This window comes from Ramlibacter sp. (genome assembly GCF_035548915.1).
Taxonomy (GTDB): Bacteria; Pseudomonadota; Gammaproteobacteria; order Burkholderiales; family Burkholderiaceae_C; genus Ramlibacter.
Window position 1 is genome coordinate 13,191 of sequence record NZ_DASZSE010000053.1, and the last position, 14,430, is coordinate 27,620.

16 protein-coding genes are annotated in these 14,430 nt (G+C 68.3%); 14 read left to right on the forward strand and 2 right to left on the reverse strand.

The window, feature by feature from the left end:
* Positions 1–4: 4 nt before the first annotated feature.
* Entirely contained in the window at positions 5–454 is a 450-nt protein-coding gene (gene nrdR / locus VHA82_RS23715) for a transcriptional regulator NrdR (protein WP_325547839.1), read from the forward strand.
* Here nrdR and VHA82_RS23720 read toward each other — a convergent pair.
* Together VHA82_RS23720 and VHA82_RS23725 are read right to left on the reverse strand one after the other, a co-directional pair.
* Positions 394–780 (reverse strand): hypothetical protein, encoded by a 387-nt coding sequence (locus tag VHA82_RS23720; protein WP_325547841.1) that lies wholly within the window; start codon positions 778–780, stop codon positions 394–396. The genes nrdR and VHA82_RS23720 overlap by 61 nt on opposite strands.
* Entirely contained in the window at positions 771–1,361 is a 591-nt protein-coding gene (locus VHA82_RS23725) for a GspH/FimT family pseudopilin (RefSeq protein WP_325547843.1), read from the reverse strand. Before VHA82_RS23725 ends, VHA82_RS23720 begins: the two co-directional genes overlap by 10 nt.
* Positions 1,362–1,573: 212 nt before the next feature.
* On the opposite strand from VHA82_RS23725, the gene VHA82_RS23730 reads away from it, so the two are divergent.
* From VHA82_RS23730 to VHA82_RS23790, 13 genes are all read left to right on the forward strand, one after another.
* Positions 1,574–2,026: a type IV pilin protein gene (locus tag VHA82_RS23730; protein ID WP_325547845.1), complete on the forward strand. Its 453-nt coding sequence runs from the start codon at positions 1,574–1,576 to the stop codon at positions 2,024–2,026.
* Positions 2,020–2,622 (forward strand): GspH/FimT family pseudopilin, encoded by a 603-nt coding sequence (locus VHA82_RS23735; RefSeq protein ID WP_325547847.1) that lies wholly within the window; start codon positions 2,020–2,022, stop codon positions 2,620–2,622. The genes VHA82_RS23730 and VHA82_RS23735 overlap by 7 nt, the downstream gene beginning before the upstream one ends.
* A gap of 68 nt (positions 2,623–2,690) precedes the next feature.
* Positions 2,691–3,065 carry a pilus assembly protein PilV gene (locus tag VHA82_RS23740; protein ID WP_325547849.1) on the forward strand — a complete coding sequence of 125 codons (375 nt, stop codon included), beginning with the start codon at positions 2,691–2,693 and terminating at the stop codon, positions 3,063–3,065.
* Positions 3,040–4,230, forward strand: a complete 1,191-nt coding sequence (locus tag VHA82_RS23745) for a PilW family protein (RefSeq protein ID WP_325547851.1) — start codon at positions 3,040–3,042, stop codon at positions 4,228–4,230. Before VHA82_RS23740 ends, VHA82_RS23745 begins: the two co-directional genes overlap by 26 nt.
* A complete protein-coding gene (locus VHA82_RS23750) occupies positions 4,230–4,889 on the forward strand; it encodes a hypothetical protein (RefSeq protein WP_325547853.1) in 660 nt (219 codons plus the stop codon). The genes VHA82_RS23745 and VHA82_RS23750 overlap by 1 nt, the downstream gene beginning before the upstream one ends.
* Positions 4,890–4,915: 26 nt before the next feature.
* Positions 4,916–8,500, forward strand: coding sequence for a pilus assembly protein (locus VHA82_RS23755; RefSeq protein WP_325547856.1), 3,585 nt, complete (start codon positions 4,916–4,918; stop codon positions 8,498–8,500).
* Positions 8,479–9,117 (forward strand): energy transducer TonB, encoded by a 639-nt coding sequence (locus tag VHA82_RS23760; RefSeq protein ID WP_325547858.1) that lies wholly within the window; start codon positions 8,479–8,481, stop codon positions 9,115–9,117. Before VHA82_RS23755 ends, VHA82_RS23760 begins: the two co-directional genes overlap by 22 nt.
* Positions 9,118–9,141: 24 nt before the next feature.
* Complete coding sequence (gene ribD / locus VHA82_RS23765) at positions 9,142–10,260, forward strand: bifunctional diaminohydroxyphosphoribosylaminopyrimidine deaminase/5-amino-6-(5-phosphoribosylamino)uracil reductase RibD (protein ID WP_325547860.1); 1,119 nt, start codon at positions 9,142–9,144, stop codon at positions 10,258–10,260.
* A gap of 53 nt (positions 10,261–10,313) precedes the next feature.
* Positions 10,314–10,934, forward strand: coding sequence for a riboflavin synthase (locus VHA82_RS23770; RefSeq protein ID WP_325547862.1), 621 nt, complete (start codon positions 10,314–10,316; stop codon positions 10,932–10,934).
* A gap of 34 nt (positions 10,935–10,968) precedes the next feature.
* On the forward strand, positions 10,969–12,105 hold the full coding sequence (gene ribBA, locus VHA82_RS23775) for a bifunctional 3,4-dihydroxy-2-butanone-4-phosphate synthase/GTP cyclohydrolase II (RefSeq protein ID WP_325547864.1): 1,137 nt from the start codon (positions 10,969–10,971) through the stop codon (positions 12,103–12,105).
* Between the two features lie 26 nt (positions 12,106–12,131).
* Positions 12,132–12,596: a 6,7-dimethyl-8-ribityllumazine synthase gene (gene ribH, locus VHA82_RS23780; RefSeq protein WP_325547866.1), complete on the forward strand. Its 465-nt coding sequence runs from the start codon at positions 12,132–12,134 to the stop codon at positions 12,594–12,596.
* Positions 12,593–13,207 (forward strand): transcription antitermination factor NusB, encoded by a 615-nt coding sequence (gene nusB / locus VHA82_RS23785; RefSeq protein ID WP_325547870.1) that lies wholly within the window; start codon positions 12,593–12,595, stop codon positions 13,205–13,207. Before ribH ends, nusB begins: the two co-directional genes overlap by 4 nt.
* 35 nt (positions 13,208–13,242) lie before the next feature.
* A complete protein-coding gene (locus VHA82_RS23790) occupies positions 13,243–14,430 on the forward strand; it encodes a pyridoxal phosphate-dependent aminotransferase (RefSeq protein WP_325547872.1) in 1,188 nt (395 codons plus the stop codon).

Sequence of the window (14,430 nt, forward strand, 5' to 3'; positions counted from 1 at the left end):
AACCATGAAATGCCCTTTCTGCGGCAATGCGGACACTCAGGTGGTGGAGACGCGCGTTGCCGAAGACGGGGACTTCATCCGGCGGCGCCGCCAGTGCGCGCACTGCGAAAAGCGCTTCACGACCTACGAGCGGCCCGACGTCACCTTCCCCGCGGTCGTGAAGAAGGACGGCCGCAGGATCGACTACGAGCGCGCGAAGCTCCTCGCCTCGATGAGCCTCGCGCTGCGAAAGCGCCCGGTGAGCACCGACCAGGTCGACAACGCGGTGGAACGCATCGAGGAAAAACTCCTCAACCTCGGGCTGCGCGAAATCGCGAGCTCGCGCATCGGCGAGCTCGTGATGCGCGAGCTGAAAAAGCTCGACAAGGTCGCGTACGTGCGCTTCGCGAGCGTCTACCGCAGCTTCGAGGACGTCGACGAATTCAAGACCGTCGTCGACGAGATTCGCAGGTAGCTCGCGGCCGCATCGAGCGCGGCCGCGGCACGCGGTGCGTCGGGCATCGACCGCATGCGGTAGATCACGCGCTCCGACAGTCCGCGCGCGCCGTCGCCGTTCGTGTCGCGAAAGGCGATCCACCCCTGCTCCCAGCCGCCGGACGCGGCGCACGCGGCGCCGTCCTTCGACGGGCAGGCGGCGACGCCCGAAGCGGCGAACAGCAGCGACGCGAGCGTCGTCGCGACCGCGAGCAGCACGGCCGATTCGGCGAGGATGACGCCGCGTTCGGCGCGGCGGCGAGCGGGCTTGCGGGGCATCGGCATCGGCATCGGCATCATGAGCATTGCGGCACCACGAGCTTTTGCGTGCGCGGCCGCCCGCCCGAGTTGATCACGATCTGCCGCGCCTCCGAGGGCGCCGCGCCCGGATGGCAGAGGGTGAGCGTGCCGGCTTCGAACGCACCCGAACCCACGTGGCGGGCCTGCCCGTCCGGCGCATAGGACACGTAGCTGCCCAGCGTCGAATTGCCCGACACGTGCGTGCCCGGAGGCAGCGGCTGCTGGTGCGACACGAGCGGCTCCGCGGGGTCGCGCGCGCCGTTGTTGTTGGTGTCCTGGAACACGATGGCCCCGTTTTCCCAGTCGATCGAGCTCGAGCAGGTCAGGCCGTCGGCCGAGGGGCACACGACGACGCGCGCGTTGCGCTTGATGGCCTCGCCGCGCGCGAGCTGCAGATTGGCGAGCATCATCTCGCTGCCGGCGCCAAGCCGCGCCGAGGCGAGCATGGATCCCAGCGCGGGCCCCGCCATGCCGAGCGCGCCGGCGAGAATACCGAGCACGGTCACGGCTTCGAACAGAGTGTGGCCGCGCATCGCGCGGCGGCGCGGCGAAGCCGCAAGCGGGTGTGGTCTTTTGTTTCTTTTCATGGCCGCGAATCATGTCTTCGAAGGCCCGAAGTCCAGTGTGCCGCCTTGCGACGAGGCGCTGTGAACTATGCACGACGGGCCCTTCGCCGCGAAGGCAGCCGCCCATCGCCGCGCGAGACCCGCCCGGCGGGCCGCTGGCCGTTCTCGCACGGACGTGAACTAGGATTCGTTCGTTCAAAACGACCGAGGAGGTCCGCGTGTTTGCTTGTCCGATGCCGCAGCCGTCCCGCCGAGCCCGGGGTTTCACGCTCATCGAGATCATGATCACGATCGCGATCGTGAGCATTCTCGCGGCGATCGCCCTGCCCAGCTATCGGGACTACATCCGCCGCGGCCAGCTGCCCGAGGCTTTCGGCGCGATGGGCGACTACCGCGTGAAGATGGAGCAGTACTTCCAGGACTACCGCAACTACGGCACCGGCGGCAACTGCGCCAACGGTGCGAACGCGCCGAGCTGGAACACCTTCGTGCCCTCGGGCGCGAAGAACTTCACCTACGCGTGCACGAGCACGGCCACGGGCTACACGCTCACGGCCACCGGCTCCAACAGCCAGGCGGTGGGCCACGTCTACACGATCAACGAAGCCAACGTGCAGCGCACGACGAAGTTCAAGGGCTCCACCGTCTCGAAGAACTGCTGGCTCATCCGGGGCGACGAGTGCTGACAGGCAAGCGCCAGCGCGGCTTCAACATGATCGAGATCGCGGTGGTGGTCTCGATCCTGGCGATCATGATCGCGCTGGTCGGACCGGGGATGGCGCAGATGTTCCGCTCGGCCAACGTGCGCTCGCTCGCGGAGTCGGTGGAAATCGGCGTGCAGAAGGCGCGCGGCGAAGCGCTGAAGCGCAACCAGGTGGTGACGCTCTGGCTCGTGAGCCCGAAGGACGCGGGTGCGCTCGGCGACTCCTGCGCGCTCTCGTCGGCGTCGGGTTCGTGGGTGGTGAGCCTGGACAACCCCGCAGGCAAGTGCTCGACCGACCCGTCGCCCACGACCACGCCGCGCATCGTGGACAAGGTGGGGGCCGGTCCGCGCGCGGGCGCCCTCACCGTGGCCGCCACGGATTCGGCCGGCAACGCGGCCAGTTCCGTGAGCTTCAACGGCACGGGCCAGGTCGTACGCACCGGCTCGCAGATCGCGCAGATCGACATCAACCATTCCGATGCGACAGCCAGAAGGCTGCGAGTGCAGATCAGCGCGAGCGGCAGCGTGCGCCTGTGCGACCGCGACGTCACGGCGCCCGACACGCGCGCCTGCATCTGAGGCAGGAGGAAGCACCGATGAAGCAAAGATTCAGGCGACCCCCCTCCCGAGCGCGAAACGTTCGGGGGATGGTGCTCATCGAAGCCCTCGTGGGCATGCTGATTTTCATGGTCGGCGTCCTCGGGCTGGTCGGGCTGCAGGCCGCGATGACGCGCGCGCAGACCACCGCGAAGATGCGCGGCGAGGCGATGCTGCTCGCCAACGAGCTGGTCGGCATGATCTGGGCGGACAAGTCGAACCTCGCGCAGTATTCGAACACCGGCGGCGCCACCGCGTGCAGCGCGAACGCCCGCTGCAACGACTGGGTCCAGAAAGTCGCCGCCACCTTGCCGAGCGGCGCGGGGACGGTCACCACCAACGGCGGAACCGTGACGGTTTCGGTTTCCTGGTCCACGAGTGTGGAAGGGACACGCACCTATGCAATGGTCACGTCGATCCAGTAGCGTCCGCGACGCTCGCTTCGCGAGCCCAGGCCGTGCCGCTGGAGGCTTCAGCCTCATCGAACTCATGGTGGGCATCGTGATCGGCCTGCTCGCGACGCTCGCGGTCACGCAGGTCATGGTCGCCTCCGAGGGCCAGAAACGCGCCACGAGCGCCGGCTCGGATGCGCAGACCAACGGCGCGCTCGCGCTCAACACGCTGCAGCGCACGCTGCAAGCGGCCGGCTACGGCTTCGCCGCGGCGCCCAACCTGCTCGGGTGCACGGTGAGCGCGGTCTTCAATGGAGCCGCCTATACGAGCTTCATGCCGCAGCTCGCGCCGGTGATCATCACCGATGGCGCCTCCGGCGCGCCCGACACGATCCGCGTGTTCGGCAGCGGCAAGACGTCGTTTTCCGTGCCGCTGCGCGTCGTGACGCCGGGCTACAACCCCGGCATCTCCGCGCAGAGCCAGGCATTCCCGGTCGCTGCCGTGCGCAGCGTGCAGGGGCCGCAGAACGATTCCGGCGGCAACCCGTTTCTCGCGGGTGACCTGATGGTCGCGTCCGTCTCGGCGACCCCGACGACGTCGTGCGAAGTGTTCCAGGCGACGGACGATCCGGGCGCGTCGGTGAGCGTCGTGCGCGAGGACGACGCCGCGCACTGGAACAAGGTCGGCTTTCCCACGCAGACCTACCCCGCCGACGCGGTGATCGTGAACCTCGGCCAGCCGGTGGACGTCACCTTCAGCATCAACGCCAACAACGCGCTCGCCGTGCGCACCCTGCGCATCGCGGCCAACGGCACGCCGACCTTCGATGGCCCGGTCGAACTCTTCCCGAACGTCGTGCAGTTGCAGGCGTTTTACGGCAAGGACACGACCGTGCCCGCCGACGGCACGGTGGATGCTTGGGACAACACGACCCCGACGACCGCCGCGGGCTGGCAGCAGGTCACGGCGATACGCATCGCCGTCGTGGCCCAGAGCTCGCAGTACGAGCGCGACGAGGTGACGGCGTCCAACCCGCTCTGGAACGTGGGCAGCGCCATCGCGATCGCGGGCACGGTCACCTGCGGCTCGAGCAAGTGCCTCGCGATGAAGGTGGACACCCTCACCGACTGGAAGCACTACCGCTACCGCGTCTTCGAGACGATCGTGCCGCTGCGCAACATGCTCTGGAACAACTGATGAAAGCCGCCACCGCACCCCGCGCACGCAGGCGCCAGTCGGGCGTCTCGCTCCTGTTTTCGCTGATCGCGCTCGTCCTGATCGGTTTCGGCGCGATGGCCCTTCTGCGCACGGTGGACACCGGCACGCTCATCATGGGCAACCTCGGCTTCAAGCAAGACGCGCTGAACGCGACCTCCTCGGGCGCGGAACAGGCGCTCGCGTGGCTGTCGCCGCTCGCCAACACGCCCACGCTGAACAACGACGACCCGACCAACGGGTATTACGCGGCCGCGCAGGACCGCCTCGACATTTCGGGCAACCAGACATCCTCCACTTACAAGCGGCCCGTGATCAACTGGACCGGCGACTGCCAGGGTCTTTCGTCGGGCAGCTACGACATCTGCGATGTCACTCCGAAGTCGGGCGTCGACGTGAACGGCAACAAGATTCAGTGGGTGATCACGCGCCTGTGCGACGCCGTGGGCGTGCCGACCGGCGGCAACCACTGCATGCGGCCCGCCACGGGCTCGTCTTCCGGCGAGGCGCGCGAGCGCGGGCAGCTCCAGCCGGGCGGACGCATCACGAGCACGCTCGCGAGCCCCTACTACCGCATCCTCGTGCGCGCCGAGGGACCCCGCAACACGGTCGTCTACACCGAGACCCTGGTGCACTACTGAATCGAACCGAGACCGGGAGGCCTGCCATGACCCGAATTGCACGATACCTGCGCCGCGCCGCACGCGCGCTGGCGGCCGCCTGCGTGGCGCTGCCGGTGGCCACCACCGCCATCGCCGCCACGACCGACCTCGCGAGCTCGCCGCTTTTCACGTCGTCGGTGACGGCCATCAAGCCGAACATCATGGTGATCCTGGACGACTCGGGGTCGATGGCGCGCGACTACGTGCCGGACGACGCGGGCTTCGCGACCACCAAGTACGGGCGGACGGCTTCGCAGTGCAACGGCATGGCGTACAACCCCTCGGTGGTGTACTCGCCGCCGGTGGATTCCACGGGGGCGTCGCTGCCCAATGCGGACTCGAGCCAGTACATCGCGAACCCCATCGCGCAGACGACGGGCCCGAAGCGCAACCTCTCGAGTCCGCTCACGATGCCGGCATCCGTCGGGGGGTCGCTCACCGTGACGGTCACCAACGGCAGCAAGAAGAGCAGCTGGTACGACCCGAGCGAAATCGACAACGTCACGTTCTACCAGGACGGCGACACGACCCGCTGGATCAGCGGGACGGTGGTCTCGTGGAACAAGTCGACCGGCGCGCTCAAGATCACCGTCACCGAAGTCCACGGAAGCGGCTCCTTCACGGCCGGCCGCGTCGGCTACGGATGGGTGGATCCGGCCGACTACTACAAGTACACGGGCTCGCAGAAGCGGCTCTCGTACACCTACAACTCCTCGGGCGTGATCACGAGCACGACGTTCTACAAGGAGTGCAACAGCAACATCGGCTCCTCCCCGGGCAGCAGCGTATTCACGAAGGTGGACATCACGGTCGCCGAGGCGCAGAACTACGCGAACTGGTACCAGTACTACAAGACGCGGATGCAGATGATGCAGACCGCGGCGAGCCTCGCGTTCAAGAACATCACGGACAAGTACCGGATCGGCTACAGCACGATCTCCAAGGACGACACGTCCGAGGACGACGACTTCCTCAACATCCGCGACTTCAACGCCACGCAGAAGTCGAACTTCTACGCCAAGTTCAATTCGGCGTCGCCCAACGGCTACACGCCGCTGCGCGCCGCGCTCTCCAAGGCGGGACAGTACTTCGCGCACAAGGCCAAGAGCCAGACCCTGGACCCGGTGCAGTACTCCTGCCAGCGCAATTTCGCGATCCTGGAAACCGACGGCTACTGGAACACGCAGGACGAGGAGTCGGACTACGGCCCCTTCAAGGTGAACAATTCCACCAACGTCGGCCAGCAGGACGGCACGGGCACGCTGCGGCCCATGTTCGACGGCTCGCCGACCAACTCCACGAGCGACTCGCTGGCGGACATCGCCGCCTACTACTACAACACCGACCTGCGCGACTCGAGCCTCAGCAACTGCACGGGCGCCCTCGGCACCGAGGTGTGCACGAACAACGTGCCCGGCAACAAGAGCGACTCGTTCCATTCGTTCGGCGACCAGGCGACCTGGCAGCACATGACGACCTTCACGATGGGACTGGGCGTGAGCGGCATCCTGCGCTACGACCCGAACTACACGACGCAGCTCTCCGGCGATTTCTACGACATCGTGACGGGCGCCAAGAACTGGCCGGTCGCCGGCTCCACCAAGAGTCCCGAGAACATCGACGACCTGTGGCACGCCGCCGTCAACGGACGCGGCGAGTATTTCAGCGCCAACGATCCCGCGTCGCTCCTCACGGCCTTCTCGCAGGCGCTCAACAAGATCGACGCGAAGGTCGGCTCCGCCTCGGCGGCGTCCACGAGTTCGCTGCACCCGGTGGCGGGGGACAACGAGGTGTACGTCGCCCAGTTCACGACGCAGAAGTGGATCGGCGACGTGCTGTCGTACACGATCGATCCGGACAGCGGCGCCATCTCGGCGGCGCCAACGTGGTCGGCCGCGAGCCAGCTGAACTTGAAGACGCCCGCGTCGCGCAAGATCTACTACAAGAACCCGTCGGGCAGCACGACCCCGCGCGACTTCACGTACGCCAACCTCACGACCGACGGCATGACCGCGAGCTTCACCAACTTCTGCTCGAAGACGGCGGCAAGCGGCAGCGGCAACCCGGTGCAATGCCCGACGCTCGCGGACCCGACGGCAGCCAACACGGGGAGCAACCTCGTGAGCTACCTGCGCGGCGACCAGAGCCTTACCTACTACCGCACGCGCGAAGGCGTCCTCGGCGACATCATCAACGCGTCGCCGCTATTCATCGGCAAGCCGTCGTTCAAGTACACGGAAAACAACTACACGACCTTCGCGACGAACAACGCCTCTCGCCAGGGCATCGTGCTCGCGGCGGCCAACGACGGCATGGTTCACGCGTTCAAGCGCGAGACCGGCGACGAGCTGTGGGCCTACATTCCCACCGCCGTGATCCCGAACCTCTACAAGCTCGCGGACACGGGCTATGCCGACAACCACCGCTATTCCGTGGACGGCGCGCTGCAGATCGGCGACATCTACGTGGGCGGCGTCTGGAAGACGATCGTGGTGGGCGGCCTGGGCGGCGGCGGCCGCAGCTACTACGCGCTCGACGTCACGGACACGACGGCGCCCAAGGTGCTCTGGGAATACAGCGCCAACGACCTGGGCTACACGTACGGCAACCCGGTCATCACCAAGCGCGCGGACGGCACCTGGGTCGTGGTGTTCGGCTCCGGCTACAACAACGTGAGCCCGGGCGACGGCAACGGCCACCTCTTCGTGCTGAATGCGAACACGGGCGCCCTGCTCACGACGGTGGACACGATGATCAGCGGCTCGCCGGCGGGCACGACCGGCACGCCGAGCGGCCTGTCGCGCATCCAGGACTGGGTGGACCTCGACACGAACAACTCCGCCAAGCGCTTCTACGGCGGCGACCTGCTCGGCAACGTCTGGCGCTTCGACATCGACAACCTCGTGGCCCCGAACGGCGCGGCGCTGCGCCTCGCGCAGCTCACGAATCCTTCGGGCGGCGCCGAGCCGATCACGACGCTGCCCGCGGTGGCCGAGATCATCTACAACAACGTCCGCTACCCCGTGGTGTACGTCGGCACCGGCAAGTACCTGGGGACGAGCGACCTTTCCGACACCTCGGTGCAATCGATCTACGCCATCAAGGACCCGCTCACCAACTCGAGCTACGGGACCGTGCGCGGCAACACGAACTTCGTCCAGCAGACCTTCACGGCCGGCGCGGGCGGCACGCGCAGCGTCACGAACAATCCGGTGGACTGGTCGGCGAAGGCCGGCTGGTACGGTGACTTCCCGCAGGCCGGCGAGCGCATCAGCATCAACCCCGCGCTCGTGCTGAGCACCCTCACGCTGGGCACCAACCTGCCCAACAGCAACACGTGTTCGGTGGGCGGCACGTCCTTCATCTACAACCTCAACATCGCCACCGGCTCCACCGCCGAAGGCGAGACGGATGCGGGCTACACGCTCGGCGACGTGCTCGTGCAGGGCCTCACGGTCGTGCAGCTGAAAGACGGCAGCACCGAGACGCTCATCACGCGAAGCGACGCGAAGCTCGCCACCGAGAAGAACGCACCGGCGGGCATCGGGACCACGCCGAAGCGCACGTCGTGGCGCGAACTGGCCGACTGAATGAAACCGGACACGCGCGGCTGGGCCTCGCGTGTCTGGCCGCCTGCGCATTGCATGCGGGGCTGCTGACGGCGGTCTCGAACATCCGGCCCGCAGTTCCCACGCCGATCGCGGCGCCGCGGCCGATGGCCGCGACGCTCGAATTCTCGGTGCGTCCCGTCACGGCGAGCGTGTCCGCGCCATCGTCGTCGCCACCTTCCTCGCCACCACCCTCCCCGCCCGCAGCCGAGTCCGTCGCGCAAGCCCCCCCGGCCGCGGCGAGCCCCATTCCCGCCACGGCAACGGGTGTTCCCTCGGGCCCGACGGGCGACGAATTCGCGGGCTACCTGTCGCGCCGCGAGCTCACGCAACCGGCCGAGCCCACGGGCCTCATCGACTTCCCGTTTCCCGAAGAGGTGCAGGGAACGGTCAATCTGCGCGTGCAGGTGAGCGTCTTCGTCGACGAAACAGGCGCCGTGCGCCACGTGCGCATCGACACGCCGGACGTCCACCCCGCTTTCGAGCAGGCCATCCGCGACAGCCTTCAGTCGGCGCGGTTCACGCCGGGCAAGGTCGGCAGCGAAGCGGTACGCTCGCGGCTGCGGCTGGAAGTGGAGTTCTCCAACGTCGGCCGCTGAAGGAAAACCCGAAGCGGCTGCGCAATGGCGGACGAGAAAGCACACTCCTGGATGCGGCAGGCGCTCGCGCTCGCACAGCGCGCCGTCGGCATTTCCGAACCGAACCCGCGCGTGGGCTGCGTGATCGTCTCGGCCGACGGCATGCGGCTCTTCGGCGAAGGCTCCACCCAGCCCGCCGGACAGGCGCACGCGGAAGTGATGGCTCTTCGCGATGCGCAGGCGCGCGGCCACGACGTGCGAGGCGCGACGGCCTACGTGACGCTGGAGCCCTGCTCGCATCATGGCCGCACGGGTCCGTGCTGCGACGCGCTCGCGGCCGCGGGCATCGCGCGGGTCGTCGCGTCGATCGGCGACCCCAATCCGAAAGTCCGCGGCCAGGGCTTCGAGCGGCTGCGCGCCGCGGGCATTCAGGTCGAAACCGGCCCGGGCGCGGACGAGTCGCGCGAGCTGAACCTCGGCTTTTTCAGCCGCATGGTGCGCGGCACGCCCTGGGTGCGAATGAAGTTCGCGGCGTCGCTGGACGGACGCACCGCGCTCGACAACGGGCGCAGCCAGTGGATCACCGGCGAAGCGGCGCGCACCGACGGCCACGCATGGCGCGCCCGCGCGGGCGCGGTGCTCACGGGCATCGGCACGGTGCTGGAGGACGACCCCCGGCTCGACGTGAGGCTCGTGCCGGCGACACGCCAGCCGCACGTCGTGGTGGTGGACAGCAAGCTCGAAACACCGCTCGATGCGAAAGTCCTCGGGCCGGGCCGCACCGTTCTCCTGTACTGCGCGGTCGACGATCGAGCGCGGCGCGCCGCGCTCGAAAGCCGCGGAGCCACCGTGGTCGCGCTGCCGGGGGCAGGCGGCAAGGTGGACCTCGCGGCAGCGATGCGCGACCTCGCGCTGCGCGAGATCAACGAACTGCACGTCGAAGCGGGCTTCAAGCTGAACGGCTCGCTCGTGCGGGAGGGCCTCGTCGACGAATTCCTCGTGTATCTCGCGCCCATGCTGATGGGGCAGGGACGGGGGATGGTGAACATCGGGCCGTTCGAGGCCCTTCGCGACGCGGTGGCACTCCAATGGCGGGACGTGGGGCGCGTCGGTGACGACCTGCGCATGGTCGCCCGCGTCCCGGGACGCGACGCGTTCGGATGATCGAGGAAGCCTCCCCGCGGGCGGCTTCCTGGCGGACCTGCGAAAATGCGCGGATGTTCACCGGCATCATCACGGGCGTGGGGCGCATCGCCGCCGTGCACGACCTCGGCAGTTCCGCGCAGCATGGCAAGCGGCTCGACATCGACGCGCCCGCCGGCTGGCTGGACGACGTGGGGCTGGGCGACAGCATCGCCATCAACGGCGCCTGCATGACGGTCACCGCATTCGATGCGAAGGCGAACCGCTTTTGCATCGAGATCTCCGCCGAATCCCTCGACAAGACGGCGGGCCTCGCCGAGACGGGCGCCGTCAACCTCGAGAAGGCCTTGCGCGCGCAGGACCGCCTGGGCGGGCACATCGTCGCGGGTCATGTGGACGGCGTCGGCACGGTCACGCTCTTCGCGCCCGTCGGAGAAAGCCGGGAACTGCGCGTCGCCGTGCCCAGGCCGCTGTCGAAATACCTCGCCTACAAGGGCTCCGTCGCGGTGAACGGCGTGAGCCTCACCGTGAACTCGGTGGTGGACACGCCGGAGGCCTCGGAGATCAGCATCAACCTCATTGCCCACACCGTCGAACACACGGCGCTTCATGCGCTGAAGCCCGGCAGCCGCGTGAACCTGGAAATCGACCTGATCGCGCGCTACGTCGAGCGCATGCTGAAGGCGCGAACATGAGCCGGCGGCGGCACGCGGCGCGGAGGCCGGCCGAATGAGCGCGGTCGTGAAGCCACTTTCCCCCACGCCGATCTCGAGCGTGGAAGAGATCGTCGCGGAAATGAAGGCGGGGCGAATGGTGATCCTCGTCGACGAGGAGGATCGCGAAAACGAAGGCGACCTCGTCATCGCGGCCGAGCACGTGAGCCCGGAGGCGATCAACTTCATGGCGCGCTTCGGCCGCGGGCTCGTGTGCCTCACGCTCACGCGCGAACGCTGCGAGCGCCTCAACCTGCCGCCCATGGTGGCGCGCAACGGCACGAAGATGAGCACGGCCTTCACCGTGTCGATCGAGGCGGCCGCCGGCGTGACCACCGGCATTTCCGCGGCCGACCGCGCACGCACGGTGCAGGCCGCCGTCGCGAAGGACGCGAAGGCGCGCGACCTCGTGCAGCCCGGCCACATCTTTCCGCTGCAGGCGGTGGACGGCGGCGTGCTCATCCGCGCGGGCCATACCGAGGCGGGCTGCGACCTCGCGGGCATGGCCGGGCTCACGCCCGCGGCCGTGATCTGCGAGATCATGAAGGATGACGGCACGATGGCGCGCCTGCCCGATCTGCAGCTCTTCGCGTCCGAGCACGGCCTGAAGATCGGCACCATAGCCGATCTCATCGGCTACCGCAGCCGCACCGAGTCGCTCGTGGAAAAGATCGGCGAGCGCCCCCTCGTCACCGCGTTCGGCGACTTCATGGCGCACGCCTGGCGCGACAAGCCGAGCGGCGGCGTGCACCTCGCGCTCGTGAAGGGCCGCTGGAGCCGCGAGGAAGCCGTGCCCGTGCGCGTGCACGAGCCGCTTTCCGTGCTGGACGCGCTCGAGGTGAACCGCGGCATGCATACGTGGAGCCTCGACGCGTCGCTCGAGCACATCGCGCGGCACGGCAAGGGCGTCGCGGTGCTGCTCAATTGCGGCGAAAGCGGCCAGCAGCTCGTGGAACAATTCCAGGGCACGGCGCGTGCCGCGCAGGCGCCCGAGCACGGCCGCATGGACCTGCGAACCTATGGCGTCGGCGCGCAGATCCTGCGCGAATGCGGCGCTTACCGCATGAACCTCATGGGCGCGCCGCGCCGCATGCCGAGCATGGCCGGCTACGGCCTCGAAGTCGCGGGCTACCTCGCGCCCGGGGCGCGCTGAAGAAAAATACGACGAAGGACTTTCGAATGTTTGGCGCAGACCAGGGCAAGGCCGACCGCCTCGACGGCCGCGAACTCGTGATCGGCATCGTGCGCGCGCGCTGGAACGAGGGCATCACCGACGCGCTCGCGCAGGCCTGCGTGGCGGAACTCGAGACGCTGGGCGTCGCGCGCAAGGACATCGACCTCGTGGCCGTGCCCGGCTCGCTCGAGATTGCGGTGGCGCTGCAGGCGCTCGCCGAAAAAGGCGGCTACGACGCGCTCATCGCGCTCGGCTGCGTGATCCGCGGCGAGACCTACCTCTTCGAACTCGTCGCGAACGAGTCGGCCGCGGGCGTCACGCGCGTGTCGCTCGACTACCAGCTGCCGATCGCCAACGCCATCCTCACGACGGAAAACGTGTCGCAAGCCATCGCCCGCCAGGAGGAAAAGGGCCGCGACGCCGCGCGGGTGGCCGTCGAGATGGCCAATCTGCTGGACGCGGTCGGATGAGCGAAGCGACGAAGGAAGGCGCGGGCACGGGCAAGGCGCCGGGCAAGGCGCCGGAGAAGGTGCCGGAGAAGGTGCCGGAGAAGGCGCCGGAAAAGGCGCCGGACAAAACCCCGGAGAAGGCGCCGCCCAAGACGCCTCGCAAGTCAGCGGCCAAGCCGCCGCGCAGCCGCGCGCGCGAGTTCGCGCTGCAGGGCCTTTACCAGCACATCGTGGGTCGGCAGGAAGCGCAGGCGATCGACGACTTCACGCGCGCCCTCTCGGGCTTCCACAAGGCCGACTCGGTGCATTACGACGCGCTCCTGCGCGGCTGCATCGCGCAAGCCTCGCAGCTCGATGCGTTGATCGAGCCGCTTCTCGACCGCAAGCTCGCGGAGCTCTCTCCCATCGAGCACGCGGTGATGTGGATGGGCGCGTACGAATTCATGCACTGCGCGGACGTGCCGTGGCGCGTGGTGCTCAACGAATGCATCGAGCTCGCCAAGGAGTTCGGCGGCACCGACGGCCACAAGTATGTGAACGGTGTGCTGAGCGGGCTGGCCGTGACACTGCGGCCGGCCGAAGTGCAGGCCGATCGGGCCTCGGGCAAGGCGAGGCCAGGTGAGGTGAAATGAAAAGAGACGAGGTCGGGCCGCATGAAGGTCGCAAGATGAAATTCGCAAGCCGCGCCGCGCGCGTCGAACCCTTCTACGTGATGGAAGTCGCGAAGGCCGCCTCGCGGATCGCGCGCGAAGTGTCCGCGAGCGGCAGGCCGATGGTCTTCCTGAACATCGGCGAACCCGATTTCACGGCCCCGCCGCTCGTGCAGGAAGCCGCGGCGCGCGCCGTGCGCGACGGGCGCACGCAGTACACGCACGCGGTCGGCCTCGACCGGCTGCGCGATCGCATCGCGCAGTGGTACCTGGATCGCTTTGCGGTGAAGGTCGAGCCGCACCGCATCGTCGTCACGGCGGGCGCGTCGGCCGCGCTGCAGCTCGTATGCCTCGCCCTCGTCGAAGCGGGCGACGAGATCCTGATGCCGGACCCGAGCTACCCGTGCAACCGCAATTTCGTCGCGACGGCCGAGGGCACGCCCGTGCTCGTGCCGACGACGGCGGCCGAGCGCTATCAGCTCTCCGCGGCGAAGGTGCGGGAACACTGGGGAGAAAAAACGCGCGGCGTGCTGCTCGCCTCGCCCTCGAATCCCACGGGCACGTCGATCCACCCCGAGGAGCTGCGCCGCATCCACGAATTCGTGCAGTCGCAAGACGGCATCACGCTCCTGGACGAGATCTACCTCGGCCTCTCCTACGACGACACCTTCGGCCACACCGGGCTCGCGATCGACGACCGGGTGGTGAGCATCAACAGCTTCTCCAAGTACTTCAGCATGACGGGCTGGCGGCTCGGCTGGGTCGTGGCGCCCGAGCCGCTCGTGCCCGTCCTGGAGCGGCTCGCGCAGAACCTCTTCATCTGCCCGAGCACGGTGGCGCAGTACGCCGCGCTCGCCTGCTTCGAGCCGGAATCGATCGCCGAATACGAGCGGCGGCGCGCCGAGTTCAGGAAGCGCCGCGACTGGTTCATCCCCGAGCTGCGGTCGATGGGCCTCGAGGTGCCGGTCACGCCGGACGGCGCTTTCTACGCCTGGGCCGACGTCTCTGCCGCCTTCGCGAAGCTCGGGGTCGCCAACAGCTGGGACTTCGCGTTCGAGGCGATGAAGCGCGCGCACGTCGCCGTCACGCCGGGGCGCGACTTCGGCACGGCGCAGACATCGCGCTTCGTGCGGTTTTCCACGGCGAGTTCGCTCGCGCACCTCGAGGAAGCGGCCGCGCGCCTGCGCGAGATGCTTGCCGGGTGA

Excerpts from the sequence above, each read along its gene's own strand:
- nrdR (WP_325547839.1), top strand. The coding sequence starts at position 5 with ATGAAATGCCCTTTCTGCGGCAATGCGGACACTCAGGTGGTGGAGACG.
- VHA82_RS23720 (WP_325547841.1), bottom strand. The coding sequence starts at position 780 with ATGCTCATGATGCCGATGCCGATGCCGATGCCCCGCAAGCCCGCTCGC.
- VHA82_RS23725 (WP_325547843.1), bottom strand. The coding sequence starts at position 1,361 with ATGAAAAGAAACAAAAGACCACACCCGCTTGCGGCTTCGCCGCGCCGC.
- VHA82_RS23730 (WP_325547845.1), top strand. The coding sequence starts at position 1,574 with ATGCCGCAGCCGTCCCGCCGAGCCCGGGGTTTCACGCTCATCGAGATC.
- VHA82_RS23740 (WP_325547849.1), top strand. The coding sequence starts at position 2,691 with ATGGTGCTCATCGAAGCCCTCGTGGGCATGCTGATTTTCATGGTCGGC.
- VHA82_RS23745 (WP_325547851.1), top strand. The coding sequence starts at position 3,040 with ATGCAATGGTCACGTCGATCCAGTAGCGTCCGCGACGCTCGCTTCGCG.
- VHA82_RS23750 (WP_325547853.1), top strand. The coding sequence starts at position 4,230 with ATGAAAGCCGCCACCGCACCCCGCGCACGCAGGCGCCAGTCGGGCGTC.
- VHA82_RS23755 (WP_325547856.1), top strand. The coding sequence starts at position 4,916 with ATGACCCGAATTGCACGATACCTGCGCCGCGCCGCACGCGCGCTGGCG.
- ribD (WP_325547860.1), top strand. The coding sequence starts at position 9,142 with ATGGCGGACGAGAAAGCACACTCCTGGATGCGGCAGGCGCTCGCGCTC.
- VHA82_RS23770 (WP_325547862.1), top strand. The coding sequence starts at position 10,314 with ATGTTCACCGGCATCATCACGGGCGTGGGGCGCATCGCCGCCGTGCAC.
- ribBA (WP_325547864.1), top strand. The coding sequence starts at position 10,969 with ATGAGCGCGGTCGTGAAGCCACTTTCCCCCACGCCGATCTCGAGCGTG.
- ribH (WP_325547866.1), top strand. The coding sequence starts at position 12,132 with ATGTTTGGCGCAGACCAGGGCAAGGCCGACCGCCTCGACGGCCGCGAA.
- nusB (WP_325547870.1), top strand. The coding sequence starts at position 12,593 with ATGAGCGAAGCGACGAAGGAAGGCGCGGGCACGGGCAAGGCGCCGGGC.
- VHA82_RS23790 (WP_325547872.1), top strand. The coding sequence starts at position 13,243 with ATGAAATTCGCAAGCCGCGCCGCGCGCGTCGAACCCTTCTACGTGATG.